The following is a 15,304-nucleotide window of genomic DNA, read 5'->3' on the forward strand; positions in this document are numbered from 1 at the left end:
GCTCACTGCAAGCATGATGACCATCATGTTTGAGGTGTCGAAGCATGATGGGTATCATGCTTAGCGTCAAGCCATGCCTTGAAGTACCCCGGAACAGAAAGAGGTCACATGCGATACCCCGCAGCAGAAACCGCTGAAAAGCACGAGAAGATCCTTGCCGAGGCCTCGCGCCTCTTCAAGGAGCGCGGCTTCGACGGCGTGAGCGTGAGCGAGATCATGAAAGCCACCGGGCTCACGCACGGGCCGTTCTATAACCACTTCGAGTCGAAAGAGGCGCTGATGGCGGAGTGCATTGCGCATTCGGGCGAGGCCGCGCTCGCCTACCTCGACGAAACCGGCAAGACGCCCGAAGGCATGCGCGCCTATGTGCGCAGCTACCTGAGCCCGGAGCACCGCGACAGCCGCGCCGATGGTTGCCTGGTGGCGGCATTTGCGGCACACGCGGGCCACCCCGGAAGCGAGCGGGGAATCGGTGCGCCGCTGACGGCTTACTTCAAGGTGCTGATCGACCGGTTCGCCAGCAAGTTTCCGTGGCGATCGAAGAAGAACGCCCGCGGCGACGCGATTCGCATATTGGCGTCGATGTATGGCGGAGTGGTGCTGGCCCGCGCCATGGACGACGAGGCCTTGTCCGAAGAAATCTTGCGCGAGGTGCTCGCCGGCCTGCCGGTTGCGGCCGGGCCCTCCGCTAAAGAATTCGGTTGAACCAGAGAAGCGAGAGCCCCGCTGAAAGCAGCGTAAGAATGGCCGCGCCCAGCGCAAACAGCGCCGAGATCTCGGTTTCCTTCTTTTCCACAGTGAGCTTGGAGCTCAGAGTTTCATACACCTTCTTCAGGTCGGCGGCGGTGCCTGCGTAGAAGTACTCGGCATTGGTCTTGTTGGCCACGGCCTTGAGCGTTTCCTCGTCGAGCCGAACGCGCATCGACCAGCCTTCGAAGCCGATGGTCTCGCCGTCGACCGTGCCCACGCCCACCGTGTAGATGCGCACCCCGCGGTCGGCCGCCGCCTTGGCCGCATCGAGCGGATCGACGCCGGTGGTGCGCTGGCCGTCAGTCAGCATGATCACTGCGGCAGAGGTGTAGGAGCCCGGTGCCACCGGCGTGAACTCCTTCGCCTGCTTTTCGGTCTGGTCGATGGGCGTGCCGCGTTGGCGGCTGGGCGCACTGAACTGCGAAACGTCGATGCCCGCGTCGGGAAACAGTGTGGCCAGCGACACCACGATGGCGTTGCCCGTGGCCGTGGCGCGCTGCAGCTGGAAGCTGTCGATGGCGGTCACAAGATCGTCGTGATTGGTGGTGGGCAGTTGGGCCACCTGCGCACTGCCGGCAAAGGCCACGATGCCCACCTTCACATGGCGCGGCAGATCCTTGATGAAGCTCTTGGCGGCCTCCTGCGCAGCCACCAGCCGGTTGGGCAGCACGTCGGCTGCGCGCATGCTTCCGGACACGTCCATCGCAAGGATGATGGTCTGCTGGTTGGAGGGCAGCAGCACCACGGCCATGGGCCGCGCGGCGGCCACGAGCATCGCGGCCATCGCCAGGAGGAAGAGAAGGGGCGGAATGTGCCGCCTGATGCTCTGGCCCGCGCCCATGGCCTCGCGCACGATGGAGAGGCTGGCATAGCGCACGGCCAGCTTCTTCTTGCGGCGGATCAGCCAGACGTAGAGCAACACCAGCAGCGGCAAGGCTGCCAGCAACCACAGGAATTGAGGCCACAGAAATGTCATGCTGCCACCGCCTTCACTCCGCTGGAGCCGATGCGCGTGCGGCGCTTGCGCAGGTCGGCAAAACGTACGATGGCTTCCACCAGGTCGTCGCTGGTCGAAAGCTCGAGTGCATCGACGCCGGCCTTCGCAAGCGAGGCGCGCAGCGTTGCTTCGCGTTCGGCCGCCAGCCGGGCGAAGCGCTTGCGAAAACCGGCATCGTGGGTGTCGACCCATAGCTGCTCGCCGGTTTCGGCGTCGCGCAGCGGCACCAGGCCGAGGTCTGGCAGTTCGAGTTCGAGCGGATCGAACAGGCGCACGGCAATCACTTCATGCCGCTGCACCAGTTGCCCGAGCGGGCGCTCCCAACCGGGCTCGCTCAAGAAGTCGGACACCACAAAAACCGTGGAGCGGCGCGGCATCAGCGTGGCCGCCGACTTCAGCAGGTCGGCCAGCCGTGTCATGCCTTTTTGCGTGGGCGCTTTTTCGACCTTGTCGGCCCGCCGCTCCATGGCGTGCAGCAGGTGCAGCACATGCCGGCGGCCGCTGCGAGGGGGAATCACCGCTTCGAGGTCGCTGCCGTAGACCAGCGCCCCAACCCGGTTGCCGTGGCGCGTGAGCAGGCGCGCGAGCACGCCGACGAATCCGGCCGAGATTTCGCGCTTGGCCTTCAGGCCGGAACCGAAGTCGACCGAGCGGCTCAGGTCGAGCACGAACCACGCGGACATCTCTCGGTCTTCGGTGAACACGCGCACGTGCGGTACCTGCAGCCGCGCGGTCACGTTCCAGTCGATGTGCCGCACATCGTCGTGATGCTGGTATTCGCGCAGGTCGGCCAGGTCGAGCCCGGTGCCGCGCATCAGCGTGCGGTAGTCGCCTTGCAGCAAACCGTCCAGCCGGCGGATGACCGTCCATTCGAGCCGGCGCAGCGCGCGTTCCGCTCCGCCGGCTTGCGCGTTGAGCCGTTCGTCGTTGGCGGCCGCAGGGGCCTTACGCCACCAGCTTTTCATGTTCGAGCGGTTTTGGGGGAGCGGGAACGGCCTTCATGATCTTCTCGATCAGGCCATCGGGTGTGAGGCCTTCGGACAGGCCCTCGTAGGAAAGCGTGACGCGGTGGCGCAGCACGTCGGGCACCAGCGCGGTCATGTCTTCGGGCAGGGCGTAGCTGCGGCCGCGCAAGAGCGCAAGAGCTCGCGCGCCTTCGGTCAGGCTGATGCTCGCGCGCGGGCTGGCGCCAAACGTGATGAAGCGGTGCATGTCCTTCAGGCCGTGCTTGTCGGGCGTACGCGTTGCCGATACGAGCTTTACCGCGTACTGGATGAGCGAAGGGTCTACATATACGCGCCGCGCTTCGGCCTGCAGGGCTGCGAGCTGTTCGGTGGTTGCCACAGGGTTGGCTTCGACCAGGGGGCCGATCACCCGCTGGACGATGACGAACTCTTCCTCGTCGGTCGGGTAGTCGACCAGCACCTTCATCATGAAGCGGTCGACCTGCGCCTCGGGCAGCGGATAGGTGCCTTCGGTCTCGATGGGGTTTTGCGTAGCCATGACGAGGAACGGGCGCGGCACCCGGTGCGTTTCGCCGGCAATGGTGACCTGGCGCTCCTGCATGACTTCGAGCAGCGCGCTCTGCACCTTGGCCGGCGCACGGTTGATTTCGTCGGCCAGCAGCAGGTTGGCGAACACCGGGCCTAGCGAGGTGCTGAACTCGCCCGTCTTCTGGTTGTAAATGCGCGTGCCTACCAGGTCGGCGGGTACCAGGTCGGGCGTGAACTGGATGCGCTTGAACTGGCCGCGCACGGTGTCGGCCAGCGTCTTGACTGTGAGGGTTTTTGCGAGACCCGGCACGCCTTCGACCAGCAGGTGGCCGCCTGCGAGCATGGCGACCATCACGCGCTCCAGAAAGCGGTCCTGGCCCACCACCACCCGCTTGACCTCGTAGAGGATCTGCTCCATCAACTCGGCCGTGGCGGAAGACGTGGAAAACGGGGTCTCGGTGCTCATGCGACGGCCTCTCTGTAAACAATCGAAGAATGCATGCTGCGGTTTTTCTGGATCGCGCTAGAACGGCGGCGAGCCGGCGGCGGAGGCCGCGTTCTCTATGGGCACGGCAAAACCGATGCCTATGAAGGTGCGCTGCTGCGTCGGATTGAGGATGGCGGTGACGATGCCGAGCACCTCGCCGTCCATGTTGATCAGCGGCCCGCCCGAGTTGCCGGGGTTGGCCGCCGCGTCGAACTGGATCAGGTTGCCCAGCTCCTGCTTGCCCTCGGGCGACCGGAACGAGCGCTTCAGGCCCGACACCACGCCGGCAGATACCGATGGACCAATGCCGAACGGAAATCCGACAGCGGCCACCTGGTCGCCCGATTGCAGGTCGGCGGTCGAGCGCATCACTGCGGGAATGAGGTCGTCGGGAATCTTTTGCGCCTGCAGCACCGCAAGATCGTTCTCGGGCTGCACGCCGGTAATGGTTGCCACGGCCTCGAGGCCGTCGGAGAAGGTGACCTTGATGGTCTCGGCGCCGGCTACGACGTGCAGGTTGGTAAGAATGACGCCCTTGTCGACAATGACCACGCCGGTGCCTACGCCGCGTTCGGTTTCGCCCGGCGGCGGGTCGGCTTCAGGCGACTTGCCCTTGGCGAGATTGCGTCCGCGCTTTTGCGTCTTGGCCTCTGGCGTGGCCTTTTCAGGCCCGTAGCCGACCACGCGAACCACCGAGGGCCGCACGATCTCGGCGGCCTTGGCGGCGGGCGAGGGAAGCGTGTTGGTCTGCAGGGTGCGCAGCACGGCGGCATCGATGTCTTTTTGGGTCAGCGCCTTGGCGCCGTGCCGGGGCCACCAGGCGGCGCTGCCGACGGCAACGGCGCTGAGGACCACCAGAAACGCGAAACTGCGTCGGCCGGGCTGCCAGCGCGGCTTGCCTTGCGGCGGAGAAACAGGTGAATCCGGCGGCGCGCCATTGCCTCCGCCCTCGGGCGATGGCACGGCCTGATCGGCGGCCGCGGAATCGGCCGCTTGAGGCAGCGTGCGGGGCGAACGGCTGTAGAAAGCGGGCCTGCGCATCGAAACACCTCCGGCAAGGGATGACGGGTGAGGGGTTCACAGTAGCACGCTTTCTTCTGCCTTGCATCCCTTCGGGCATCATCTCGCCATGGCTGTATTCATCGACACCCACTGCCATCTGGACGCGCCCGAATTCGGTGCGGAAATGCCGCTCATCCGTGCCCGCGCCGCTGAACGGGGCGTGGCGCTGTGCGTCATTCCGGCTGTTGCGGCATTCAACTTTGCAACCGTTCGCGAGTTGGCGCACGTGCAGCGCGACGCCTACGCGTTGGGAATCCACCCGCTTTGCACCGGCAACGCGCAAGACTCAGACCTGGAGGCGCTCGATGCCGAACTGTCCACTCGCCTGGGCGATCCGCGGCTCGTTGCGGTCGGCGAGATCGGCCTCGACTATTTTGTGGAGGGGCTGGACAGCGAGAAGCAGCAGCACTTTTTTCACACTCAGTTGCAACTCGCGCGCAAGTACAACCTGCCGGTGCTGATTCATGTGCGCCGTTCGGTGGACAAGGTGCTCAAGCACTTGCGCCAGACGGCGGGCGGCCGGCCCTGGGAAGGTATTGCGCATGCGTTCAATGGCAGCGAGCAGCAGGCCAGGGCCTGTATCGACATTGGCCTGAAGCTCGGCTTCGGCGGTGCCGTGACCTTCGACCGCGCGTTGCAGCTGCGCCGTCTGGCGGCGACGCTGCCGCTCGAATCGATGGTGATGGAAACCGATGCGCCGGACATCCAGCCGCACTGGATCTACCGCACGCAGGCACAGCGCGCGGCCGGCGAGGCCCAGGGGCGCAACGAGCCAGGCGAGCTCCCGCGCATTGCACAAGTGGTGGCGCAGTTGCGCGGTATCGGCGTTGATGAACTTGCCGATGCCACGACGCGGAATGCGCTGAAAGCGATGCCACGGCTCGAAAGCCTTCTCCCGTTGTCAGAGCAGGGGCCGCAGAGCGCGTAGGCCGACGCCCCGACTTGCGTTTGCGCAAGCGGGGGCTGCATTTTTGCTGTCATCCTCGGCGTTCGAAGTGGCGTTGTCTCTTCAGTGGCAAGTTCGTCACTCCGACACTTCATTCAAAAAAGGAGTCTTTACATGACCGCATCTTTCATTCGCACCGTGCCCGTCGTACTTGCTCTCGCGCTTGCTTCCATCGGCGTTTCCGCCGTGGCACAAACCGCGACAACGGCTGCACCCGCAACGACCACCGCCGAGCCAACCACCACCGAAAAGGTGAAGGAAGCCGGCAGGGACGCGGTCGATGCGACCAAGACCACGACCAAGAAGGCAGTGAACGCCACCGAACGCGGCACCAAGAAGGCCTGGGCCGCGACCAAGCGCACCACCAAGAAGGCCACCAACGCCACCAAGAACGTGGCCGCCAAGACCGGCGATGCTGTTGAAACCGCGGGCCACAAGACGGCCGACGGCATGCGCAGCACCGGCAAGGCCATCGGCGAAAAGGTGCCCGGCACCGCCGAACACGAAGCTGCCAAGAAATAACCGGCGCTCGCTTTCAGCACAAACCCGCTTCGGCGGGTTTTTTCATGGGCGATCGACAGTGCGACAGTGCCAAGATAGAGGCTGTTCATGAAACCAACCAACGTACCCGACACCAGCGGCGCGGTGCTGACGGGCCTTGCGCCCGTCGTGTCGCCTGCCACAGTGGTGCTGATTCTCGGAAGCTTTCCGGGCGTTCGCTCGCTCGAGCAGCAGCAGTACTATGCGCATCCGCAAAATCAGTTCTGGAAAATCTTGCAAGCCGTTTGGCCCCAACACCCGCTCCCGATTGGCGCAGACAGCTATCCCGAAAAGAAGAAGTGGCTGCTTGCGCGCGGGCTCGGCGTCTGGGACGTATACGCCGCGTGCGAACGCGAAGGCAGCCTCGATTCGGCCATTCGGGCACCGGTTGCCAACGACATTGCCGGACTGCACCTGCCCAAGCTCGCCGCCATTGCCCACAACGGCGGCGAGAGCTTCAAGCATGCGCGCCATACGCGCACGCTGGGGGTGCCCGTCTACCAGCTGCCTTCCACCAGCCCCGCCAACGCGTCGTGGAGCTTCGAGCGCAAGCTCGCAGCCTGGCGCGAGGTCTTCGAAGCCCACCAACTCACCTGATGGCCACGAGCAAAACTCCCGTCCTCCCCGAAGTCAATTTTTCCGACTGGGGCGACATCCGCTACCTGCACCTGGGCACCGAATGGGTTCAGGGCTCGATGAAGATCGATGCGCCGTTCGAGATCGAGCTCGAATACGTGCAGCGCATGATGGCCTGGCTGCTGTTTGCAGATCCGAAAAGCGTGGCTAGCCGACATGCAATGCAACTCGGCCTCGGTGCGGCCACGCTCACCAAGTTTTCCCGCAAGACCCTGCGCATGCGCACCACCGCGGTCGAGCTGAACCCGCAGGTGGTGTCGGCGTGCCGCGGCTGGTTCAAGCTGCCGGCGGACGATCCGAAGCTGCGCGTGGTCATTGCCGATGCGGCGCTCGAAATTCGCAAGCCCGAGTGGCAGGGCACGGTCGACGCGTTGCAGGTCGACCTGTACGACCACGAGGCCGCCGCACCGGTGCTCGACAGCGAAGATTTCTACGCCGATTGCCGCGCATTGCTCACTGAAGACGGCAGCATGACGGTCAATCTCTTCGGCCGGTCGTCGAGCTACGAACGCAGCCTCGAAAAAATTGCCGGCGCGTTCGGCGCCGATGCAGTGTGGGCCTTCAAGCCGACGCGCGAAGGCAACACGGTGGTGCTGGCGCAGCGCACGCCAAGCCGTCCGAAGCGCGAAGCCCTTGCCGAGCGCGCCCAAACGATCCAGACTCGATGGGGCCTGCCCGCGCCTAAATGGCTGCGTGTGTTCAAACCGCTGAATCCCACTCTCACCCGACCTTCCGGCCCATGAGCGCTGTTCCCGCTGCTTCCACATCCAAACCTTCGCATCCTCCCCACGAAGGCCCGCTCGACCTTCGCCGCTTGATCGAATGGCTCGCCGCCGACGGCGTGATCTCGCCGGTGGAAGCCAAGCGCACCATTGCGCGCTGCGCCCAGGCCGAAAGCCGGCAGGCACCGCTGGTGCGCCTTGCCAACGTGGCCATGACGCGCGAGAGCGACGGCAAGCCTCTCGATCTTGAAATGCTCACGCAGTGGCTCGCCGGCCGTGCGGGGCTCGGCTACCTGCGCATCGATCCGCTCAAGGTCGACGTGGGCAAGGTGGCCGACACCATGAGCGCGGCCTATGCCGAGCGCCACAAGGTGCTGCCTGTGCAAGTGCTACCCACCGAAGTGGTTGTGGCCACGGCCGAGCCGTTTCTTACCGACTGGATTGCCGAGGTGGAGCGCCAGGCGCGCCGCACGGTGCGCCGGGTGGTGGCCAACCCGGCCGACATCCAGCGCTACACGGCCGAGTTCTTTGCGCTCGCCAAGTCGGTGCGCGCAGCGCAAAAGGCCGGGGGCAACACCGGGGGCGCGAGCTTCGAGCAATTGGTAGAGCTGGGCAAGAGCACCAAGCAACTCGACGCCAACGACCAGAGCGTGGTGCAGGTGGTCGACTGGCTCTGGCAATACGCCTTCGACCAGCGCGCAAGCGACATCCACCTGGAGCCGCGCCGCGAGCAGGGCGTGATCCGCTTTCGCATCGACGGCATCCTGCACCCCGCATACCAGATGCCGATGGGCGTAATGAACGCGATGGTGTCGCGCATCAAGCTGCTGGGCCGCATGGACGTGGTCGAAAAGCGCCGTCCGCTGGACGGCCGCATCAAGACCCGCAACATGCGTGGCGACGAAGTCGAAATGCGGCTGTCCACCTTGCCGACCGCTTTCGGCGAGAAGATGGTGATGCGGATCTTCGACCCCGACACCGCGGTGAAGGATCTCGACGCGCTCGGCTTCTCGCAGCACGACGCGCACCGCTGGGAGCAACTGGTCACGCGGCCCAACGGCATCATTCTGGTGACCGGGCCCACCGGCTCGGGCAAGACGACCACGCTGTACTCCACGCTCAAGCGGGTGGCAACCGAAGAAGTCAACGTGAGCACGGTCGAAGACCCGATCGAAATGATCGAGCCTTCGTTCAACCAGACGCAGGTGCAGCCGCAGCTGGATTTCGGTTTTACCGAAGGCCTGCGCGCGCTGATGCGGCAGGACCCGGACATCATCATGGTCGGGGAAATCCGCGACCTTGCCACGGGCGAAATGGCGGTGCAGGCCGCGCTCACCGGCCACCTGGTGTTCAGCACGCTGCACACCAACGATGCGCCGAGCGCCATCACGCGGCTGATGGAGCTTGGCGTGCCTTCGTACCTCATCAACGCCGTGATGCTGGGCGTGCTCGCGCAGCGGCTGGTGCGCACGCTGTGCCCCAACTGCAAGCAGCCCGACGACACGATCACGCGCGAGAAGCTCGAAGCCATCGTCAAGCCCTGGCAGATCACCGGCTCGGTGCGTGCGTACAAACCGGTGGGTTGCGTCGATTGCCGCATGACGGGCTACATGGGCCGCATGGGGCTGTACGAACTGCTGAGCATCAGCGAAGACTTCAAGTCCCAGGTCAACAAGGAGCCGAACCTCGCAGGGCTGCGGCGGCAAGCCGTGATCGACGGCATGCGCCCGCTGCGCCTTGCAGGTGCATTGCGCGTGGCCGAGGGCGTAACGACCATCGAAGAGGTACTGAGCGCCACGCCGCCGCTCGAATGAGCCTTGGCGCTGTGAAGTCTTTCGGGTTATCCCTAGGCGCTCGGTTAGTGGAATCCACATCAGCCTGACCGCCAGCTGACTCGACAATCTCGCATCGAAATTTGTTCGAGGAGACTGTTCGTGAAGATCAAGAGTCAGAAAGACTTTTTCTCGGGCCTGATGTTTACGGTCGTGGGCGTGGCGTTCGCATGGGGCGCCACCACCTACAGCGTAGGCACCGGGGCCCGCATGGGGCCGGGTTACTTCCCGTTGATGCTGGGCATTCTCATGGCCTTCATCGGCCTGGGAATCATGTTCAGCGGCCTGACCGTTGAAACCACCGATGGCGAAAAGATCGGCAAGTGGGCCTGGAAGCAGGTGGTGTTCATTCTGGGCGCCAACCTCGCATTCGGCATCTTGCTGGGCGGCCTGCCGAGCCTTGGCGTACCCGCCATGGGAATGATCATCGCCATCTACGCGCTGGTGATCATCGCAAGCCTCGCCGGCCACGAGTTCAAGCTGCCAAGCGTGCTGATCCTGGCCACTGTGCTGGCCATCGGCAGCTATATCGCGTTCATCTGGGCGCTCAAGCTGCAGATCCAGGTCTGGCCGACCTTCATCACCGGTTGAGAAGAAAGCTGCTCACATGGAATTGTTTGAACACCTCTCGATGGGTTTTGGCGTTGCCTTTACCTTCACGAATCTGCTGTACTGCCTGGTCGGCTGTATTCTGGGCACGCTGATCGGCGTGCTGCCGGGCATCGGCCCGGTTGCAACCATTGCAATGCTGCTGCCCGCCACGTATGCGCTGCCGCCCGTGTCGGCGCTGATCATGCTGGCCGGCATCTACTACGGCGCGCAATACGGCGGCTCGACCACCGCAATTCTGGTGAACCTGCCGGGCGAATCGTCGTCGGTGGTGACCGTGATCGACGGCTACCAGATGGCGCGCAAGGGCCGTGCAGGTCCGGCGCTTGCCGCAGCAGGCCTGGGCTCGTTCTTTGCCGGCTGCGTGGGCACGCTCATCCTGGCTGCCTTTGCACCGCCGCTGACCGAACTGGCCTTCAAGTTCGGCCCGGCCGAATACTTCTCGCTGATGATCCTGGGCCTGATCGGCGCCGTGGTGCTGGCTTCGGGCTCGCTGCTCAAGGCAATTGCCATGATCGTGCTCGGCCTGTTGCTGGGCCTGGTGGGCACCGACGTGAACTCGGGCGTTGCGCGCTACAGCTTCGACGTTCCTGAACTGACTGACGGCATCGGCTTTGTGGCCATTGCCATGGGCGTGTTCGGCTACGGCGAAATCATTGCCAACCTTTCGCGTCCCGACGACGAGCGTGAAGTGTTTACCGCCAAGGTCTCGGGCCTGTTCCCGACCAAGGAAGACTTCAAGCGCATGATTCCTGCCGTGCTGCGCGGCACTGCGCTGGGTTCGTCGCTGGGCATCTTGCCGGGCGGCGGCGCGTTGCTGTCGGCCTTTGCTGCCTACACGATCGAAAAGAAGACCAAGCTGCACCCGGGCGAAGTGCCCTTCGGCAAGGGCAACATCCGCGGCGTGGCAGCACCCGAGGCAGCCAACAACGCCGGCGCGCAGACCTCCTTCATTCCGCTGCTCACGCTGGGTATTCCGCCCAATGCCGTGATGGCGCTGATGGTGGGCGCAATGACCATCCACAACATCCAGCCGGGCCCGCAGGTGATGACCAGCAACCCCGAGCTGTTCTGGGGCCTGATCGCCTCGATGTGGCTCGGCAACGCGATGCTGATCGTGCTCAACCTGCCGCTCATCGGCATGTGGATCAAGCTGCTGTCGGTGCCGTACAAGTTCCTGTTCCCCGCCATCGTGCTGTTCTGCGCCATTGGCGTGTACTCCACGAACAACAACACGTGGGACATCTGGATGGTCGGTGTCTTCGGCTTCGTGGGCTACACCTTCTTCAAGCTGGGTTGCGAGCCTGCACCGTTGCTGCTGGGCTTTATCCTGGGGCCGATGATGGAAGAAAACCTGCGCCGCTCGCTGCTGCTCTCGCGTGGTGACTGGAGCGTGTTCGTCACGCGTCCGATCTCGCTTGGCCTGCTGCTCGCCGCTGCGCTGCTGCTGGTAATCGTGCTGTTGCCCGCGGTGAAGGCGAAGCGCGAAGAGGCTTTCGTCGAAGACTGATTTCCGTCTTTGTGCTTTTTCTGAAAACGGCGCCTTTGGGCGCCGTTTTTCATTTCGGCGGCTCCGTTGGCGCAAGAGGGCCTACGGCTTGCCGGCCCTCGCCGGTTTCATGTGCTGCCGAGCCATTGCCAGGAAAGCCAGGGCTGCAGGGCTGAGCGGGTGCTTGGCAAGCCTTACCGCGACCACCGGATATTCAAGCGTGGGACGCGTGACCGCCACCGCGCGCAGATTGCCCGGCATCAACACTTCCACATAGCGCGGCAGCAGCGCCACTCCCGCGCCTGCCTGTATCAAGCCGAACGCGGTCGACAACATCGACACGTGGTGGGCCACCTGCGGGTACACGTTCGCCACGCTCGACAGTTGCCGGCTGACCGAGCGCCACACATTGGCGTCGGGGTTGACGTGAATGAAAGGCAGCGCCTCCAGGTGCCTGGCATCGACCACCACGCGCTGCGCCAGCGGATGGTCTTCGCGTACGAAAAGCGCCATGCGTTCCGTAAACAGTGGTTCGGTTGCCAGTTCGGAATGCTTCTGCCCGATGTCCGAGCCGAAGCCCAGATCGGCCTCCTGCGAAAGGAGCCGCGAAATCATCTGCTCCGCAGTGCTGTCGAGCAGCGTGGTCGCCAGTGTGGGGTGCTTCTGCGAAAAGCGGCCGAGCATCGGCGGCAGCAGCGCACCCGCCGTGAGGTGCCCGACCGCCAGCACCACCCGCCCTTCGCGCAACTGCGACTGCGAGCGGCATGCCTCTACCGACTCATCGATGAGTCGGAGCGCGCGCACGGCCGTTTCAACCATCACCTGGCCCGCACTCGTCAGCTGGATACGGCGGCCCCGCACCACCAGCGGTTGGCCGAGTTCTTCTTCCATGCGCCTGACCAGGTGGCTGATTGCGGGCTGCGTCAGCTGCAGGCTTTCCGCCGCGAGGGTAAAGCTGCCCGTTTCGGCCACTGCCGCCAACGCCCGCAATTGCTGCAGCGAAACCTCATCCGGGGCGTTCTTTGCCATAAACCCTGTTCATAGTTGAATAAGGTGGATTATCTGGCTTGATGCGTCACGGCTGCATAGCATGCAAGGTTTCTCTACCGGGCCAGAATCCAGCACCATGAAACGAATCCAGTTCCTTCAAGGGGTTGCCGCGGCGCTTTGCCTGGCTGCATCGAGCACCGCCAGCTTCGCGCAGGGCTATCCCACCAAACCGGTGCGGCTTGTTGTGCCGTTTCCTGCAGGCGGCGCCACCGATCTCTTTGCCCGCACGCTGGGCCAGAAGATGGGCGACAAGCTCGGCGCCATGCTGGTCATCGACAACAAGCCGGGTGCCGGCGGCGCCATCGGTTCCGACCTGGTGGCAAAGGCGCCTGCCGACGGCTACACCCTGCTGCTGGCCACCACCAGCACGCATTCGATCGGCCCGGCCATCACCAGCAAGCTGCCTTACGACACGGTGCGCGATTTTTCGCCCATCGCGCATGTGGGCGATGCACCCAGCATCATGCTGGTGCCGGTCAATTCACCCGCGAAGACCGTGCGCGAATGGATCGACCATGCCAAGAAGAACCCGGGCAAGCTCAACTACGCTTCGAGCGGCAACGGCACCATCGTGCAGCTCACGGCAGAGCTCTTCAAGGCGCAGGCCGGCGTGTTCGTCACGCACATTCCCTACAAGGGCACGGCGCTTGCCATTCCCGACCTGATCAGCGGAAAGATCGACGTGCTGTTCGACTCGCTGCCCACCGGCATGCCGCACGTGCGCGACGGTCGCTTGCGCGCGCTCGGCGTTACCACGCTCAAGCGCAGCCCCCTGGCGCCGGAGCTGCCACCCATCGCCGACACGCTGCCGGGATACGAGTCGAACACCTGGTTCGGCTTCTATGGGCCGAAAGGGCTGCCCGCGGACATCGTGGCGCGCGTCAACAAGGCGGCCAACGAAGCGCTGGCAGACCCCGAAGTGAAAGACAAGCTCTCGCGCCTGGGCATCGAGCCCGCCACCGCCGGAACGCCCGAGCAGTTCGCAAAGATGGTGGCGGCCGATGCCGCCAAGTGGAAAAAAATCGTGGTCGACCGCAAGATCACCAACGACTGACGACGAGACAAACCGACATGAACTTCGATTTCAACAATCCGTACCTCTCCACACGCATTCCGATCTTCGCGCGCAATGTGGTGTCGACCTCGCACCCGCTGGCTTCGCAAGCCGGGCTGCGCATGCTCCAGCAAGGCGGCAACGCCGTCGATGCGGCCATTGCCACGGCGGCCGTGATGACGCTGGTCGAGCCGGTGAGCAACGGCCTCGGCAGCGACGCGTTCTGCATCCTGTGGGACGGCAAGGAACTGCATGGCCTCAACGGCTCCGGTCCTGCGCCCAAGGCCTGGACGCCTGAATACTTCAAGGCCAAGTACGGCGCCGATGCCGCCACGCCGCCAATGCGCGGTATCGATTCGGTCACGGTGCCGGGCGCGGTGCGCAGCTGGGTGGCGCTGAGCGATCGTTTCGGCAAGCTGCCTTTCGCCGACTTGCTGGCACCGGCCATCGACATTGCCGAGCGTGGCTACCTTGTGCCGCCGGTGGTGCAGGGCAAGTGGGTCGCGGCCACTGCGCTGCTCGAGTCGCAGCCGGGCTTTGCGCAGGCGTTTCTGCCTTGGGGCCGCGCACCCGAGATCGGTGAGCTGTTTCGTTTTCCGGCCGCCGCGCGCGCGCTCAAGGCCATTGCCCGCACCAAGGGCGAGGCCTACTACAGCGGCGAAATCGCCGAAGCGCTCGCCAGGTTTTCGAAGGAGCAGGGCGGCTCGCTCACCGTGGCCGACCTGTCGGCGTACCAGCCCGAATGGGTCAAGCCGATTTCTCGCGACTACCGCGGCCACACGCTGCACGAAATTCCGCCCAATGGCCAAGGCATTGCCGCGCTGATCGCGCTCGGCATTCTCGAAAAGTTCGACATCGCTTCGCTGCCGGTCGACTCGGTCGCTTCGCAGCATTTGCAGATCGAGGCCATGAAGCTCGCCTTTGCCGACGTGTACCGCTACGTGTCGGAGCCATCGTCGATGACGGTGACCCCCGCGCAAATGCTCGATGACGCATACCTTGCATCGCGTGCGAGACTTATCGACGTGAAAAAGGCGCAGGACTTCAAGGCCGGCAACCCCGTAAAGGGCGGCACCATCTACCTCACGGCTGCTGACGAGAGCGGCATGATGGTGAGCTTCATCCAGAGCAACTACATGGGCTTCGGCTCGGGTTGCGTTGAACCCGAGTTCGGCATCAGCCTGCAGAACCGCGGCCACGGCTTCAGCCTGAAGGCCGAGAGTCCCAACGTGGTGGCACCGGGAAAGCGGCCCTTCCACACCATCATTCCGGCCTTCCTTACCAAGGACGGCCAGCCGGTCATGAGCTTTGGCGTGATGGGCGGCAACATGCAGCCCCAGGGCCATATGCAAACGCTGGTGCGCATGCTCGACTACAAGCAGAACCCGCAGGCCGCGTGCGATGCGCCGCGCTGGCGCTTCAACGCGGGGCTCGAGATCAACGTCGAGGCGGCAATGAATCCGAACACCGTGCAGGGCCTGCGCGACCTCGGCCACAAACTGGACGTGATCAACGACTCCTACCAGGACTTCGGCGCCGGCCAGTTCATCTGGCGCGCTGGCGATCCGTCGGTGGAAGGCTATGTGGCCGCCAGCGATCCGCGCCGCGATGGCGTGGCTGCAGGCTATTGAAGACCA

Annotated in this window: 15 protein-coding genes; 10 read left to right on the top strand and 5 right to left on the bottom strand. The window is 64.3% G+C overall.

Annotated features, from left to right (window positions below):
* The first annotated feature begins 108 nt into the window (after window positions 1-108).
* Complete coding sequence (locus J2X67_RS01430; protein ID WP_309949821.1) at window positions 109-705, top strand: TetR/AcrR family transcriptional regulator; 597 nt, start codon at window positions 109-111, stop codon at window positions 703-705.
* Here the strand turns inward: J2X67_RS01430 and J2X67_RS01435 are convergent.
* The 4 genes from J2X67_RS01435 to J2X67_RS01450 are packed head-to-tail and all read right to left on the bottom strand — an operon-like array spanning window position 689 to window position 4,768.
* Window positions 689-1,726, bottom strand: a complete 1,038-nt coding sequence (locus tag J2X67_RS01435; RefSeq protein WP_309949823.1) for a VWA domain-containing protein — start codon at window positions 1,724-1,726, stop codon at window positions 689-691. The genes J2X67_RS01430 and J2X67_RS01435 overlap by 17 nt on opposite strands.
* Complete coding sequence (locus J2X67_RS01440) at window positions 1,723-2,712, bottom strand: DUF58 domain-containing protein (RefSeq protein ID WP_309949824.1); 990 nt, start codon at window positions 2,710-2,712, stop codon at window positions 1,723-1,725. The genes J2X67_RS01435 and J2X67_RS01440 overlap by 4 nt, the downstream gene beginning before the upstream one ends.
* Window positions 2,693-3,706 carry a MoxR family ATPase gene (locus J2X67_RS01445; RefSeq protein ID WP_309949826.1) on the bottom strand — a complete coding sequence of 338 codons (1,014 nt, stop codon included), beginning with the start codon at window positions 3,704-3,706 and terminating at the stop codon, window positions 2,693-2,695. The genes J2X67_RS01440 and J2X67_RS01445 overlap by 20 nt, the downstream gene beginning before the upstream one ends.
* Before the next feature lie 57 nt (window positions 3,707-3,763).
* Entirely contained in the window at window positions 3,764-4,768 is a 1,005-nt protein-coding gene (locus J2X67_RS01450) for a trypsin-like peptidase domain-containing protein (RefSeq protein ID WP_309949827.1), read from the bottom strand.
* A gap of 88 nt (window positions 4,769-4,856) precedes the next feature.
* Between J2X67_RS01450 and J2X67_RS01455 the strand changes: the two genes are divergently transcribed.
* The 7 genes from J2X67_RS01455 (at window position 4,857) to J2X67_RS01485 (ending at window position 11,584) form a co-directional block, all read left to right on the top strand.
* Window positions 4,857-5,717, top strand: a complete 861-nt coding sequence (locus J2X67_RS01455; RefSeq protein WP_309949829.1) for a TatD family hydrolase — start codon at window positions 4,857-4,859, stop codon at window positions 5,715-5,717.
* Between the two features lie 132 nt (window positions 5,718-5,849).
* Entirely contained in the window at window positions 5,850-6,257 is a 408-nt protein-coding gene (locus tag J2X67_RS01460; RefSeq protein ID WP_309949830.1) for a hypothetical protein, read from the top strand.
* A gap of 87 nt (window positions 6,258-6,344) precedes the next feature.
* Entirely contained in the window at window positions 6,345-6,872 is a 528-nt protein-coding gene (locus J2X67_RS01465) for a DNA-deoxyinosine glycosylase (RefSeq protein ID WP_309949832.1), read from the top strand.
* Window positions 6,872-7,654 (top strand): spermidine synthase, encoded by a 783-nt coding sequence (locus tag J2X67_RS01470; protein WP_309949834.1) that lies wholly within the window; start codon window positions 6,872-6,874, stop codon window positions 7,652-7,654. The genes J2X67_RS01465 and J2X67_RS01470 overlap by 1 nt, the downstream gene beginning before the upstream one ends.
* Window positions 7,651-9,447: an ATPase, T2SS/T4P/T4SS family gene (locus tag J2X67_RS01475; RefSeq protein WP_309949836.1), complete on the top strand. Its 1,797-nt coding sequence runs from the start codon at window positions 7,651-7,653 to the stop codon at window positions 9,445-9,447. Before J2X67_RS01470 ends, J2X67_RS01475 begins: the two co-directional genes overlap by 4 nt.
* 120 nt (window positions 9,448-9,567) lie before the next feature.
* Window positions 9,568-10,056: a tripartite tricarboxylate transporter TctB family protein gene (locus J2X67_RS01480; protein ID WP_309949838.1), complete on the top strand. Its 489-nt coding sequence runs from the start codon at window positions 9,568-9,570 to the stop codon at window positions 10,054-10,056.
* A gap of 16 nt (window positions 10,057-10,072) precedes the next feature.
* Window positions 10,073-11,584 carry a tripartite tricarboxylate transporter permease gene (locus J2X67_RS01485; protein WP_309949840.1) on the top strand — a complete coding sequence of 504 codons (1,512 nt, stop codon included), beginning with the start codon at window positions 10,073-10,075 and terminating at the stop codon, window positions 11,582-11,584.
* 81 nt (window positions 11,585-11,665) lie between these two features.
* On the opposite strand, the gene J2X67_RS01490 is transcribed toward J2X67_RS01485, so the two are convergent.
* Entirely contained in the window at window positions 11,666-12,592 is a 927-nt protein-coding gene (locus tag J2X67_RS01490; RefSeq protein WP_309949842.1) for a LysR family transcriptional regulator, read from the bottom strand.
* Window positions 12,593-12,689: 97 nt separating this feature from the next.
* Between J2X67_RS01490 and J2X67_RS01495 the strand changes: the two genes are divergently transcribed.
* Complete coding sequence (locus tag J2X67_RS01495; RefSeq protein WP_309949844.1) at window positions 12,690-13,667, top strand: tripartite tricarboxylate transporter substrate binding protein; 978 nt, start codon at window positions 12,690-12,692, stop codon at window positions 13,665-13,667.
* A 17-nt stretch (window positions 13,668-13,684) separates the two neighbouring features.
* Window positions 13,685-15,298 carry a gamma-glutamyltransferase family protein gene (locus tag J2X67_RS01500; protein ID WP_309949846.1) on the top strand — a complete coding sequence of 538 codons (1,614 nt, stop codon included), beginning with the start codon at window positions 13,685-13,687 and terminating at the stop codon, window positions 15,296-15,298.
* Window positions 15,299-15,304 lie beyond the last annotated feature (6 nt).

The organism is Variovorax sp. 3319 (assembly GCF_031456585.1).
Taxonomy (GTDB): domain Bacteria; phylum Pseudomonadota; class Gammaproteobacteria; order Burkholderiales; family Burkholderiaceae_C; genus Variovorax; species Variovorax paradoxus_P.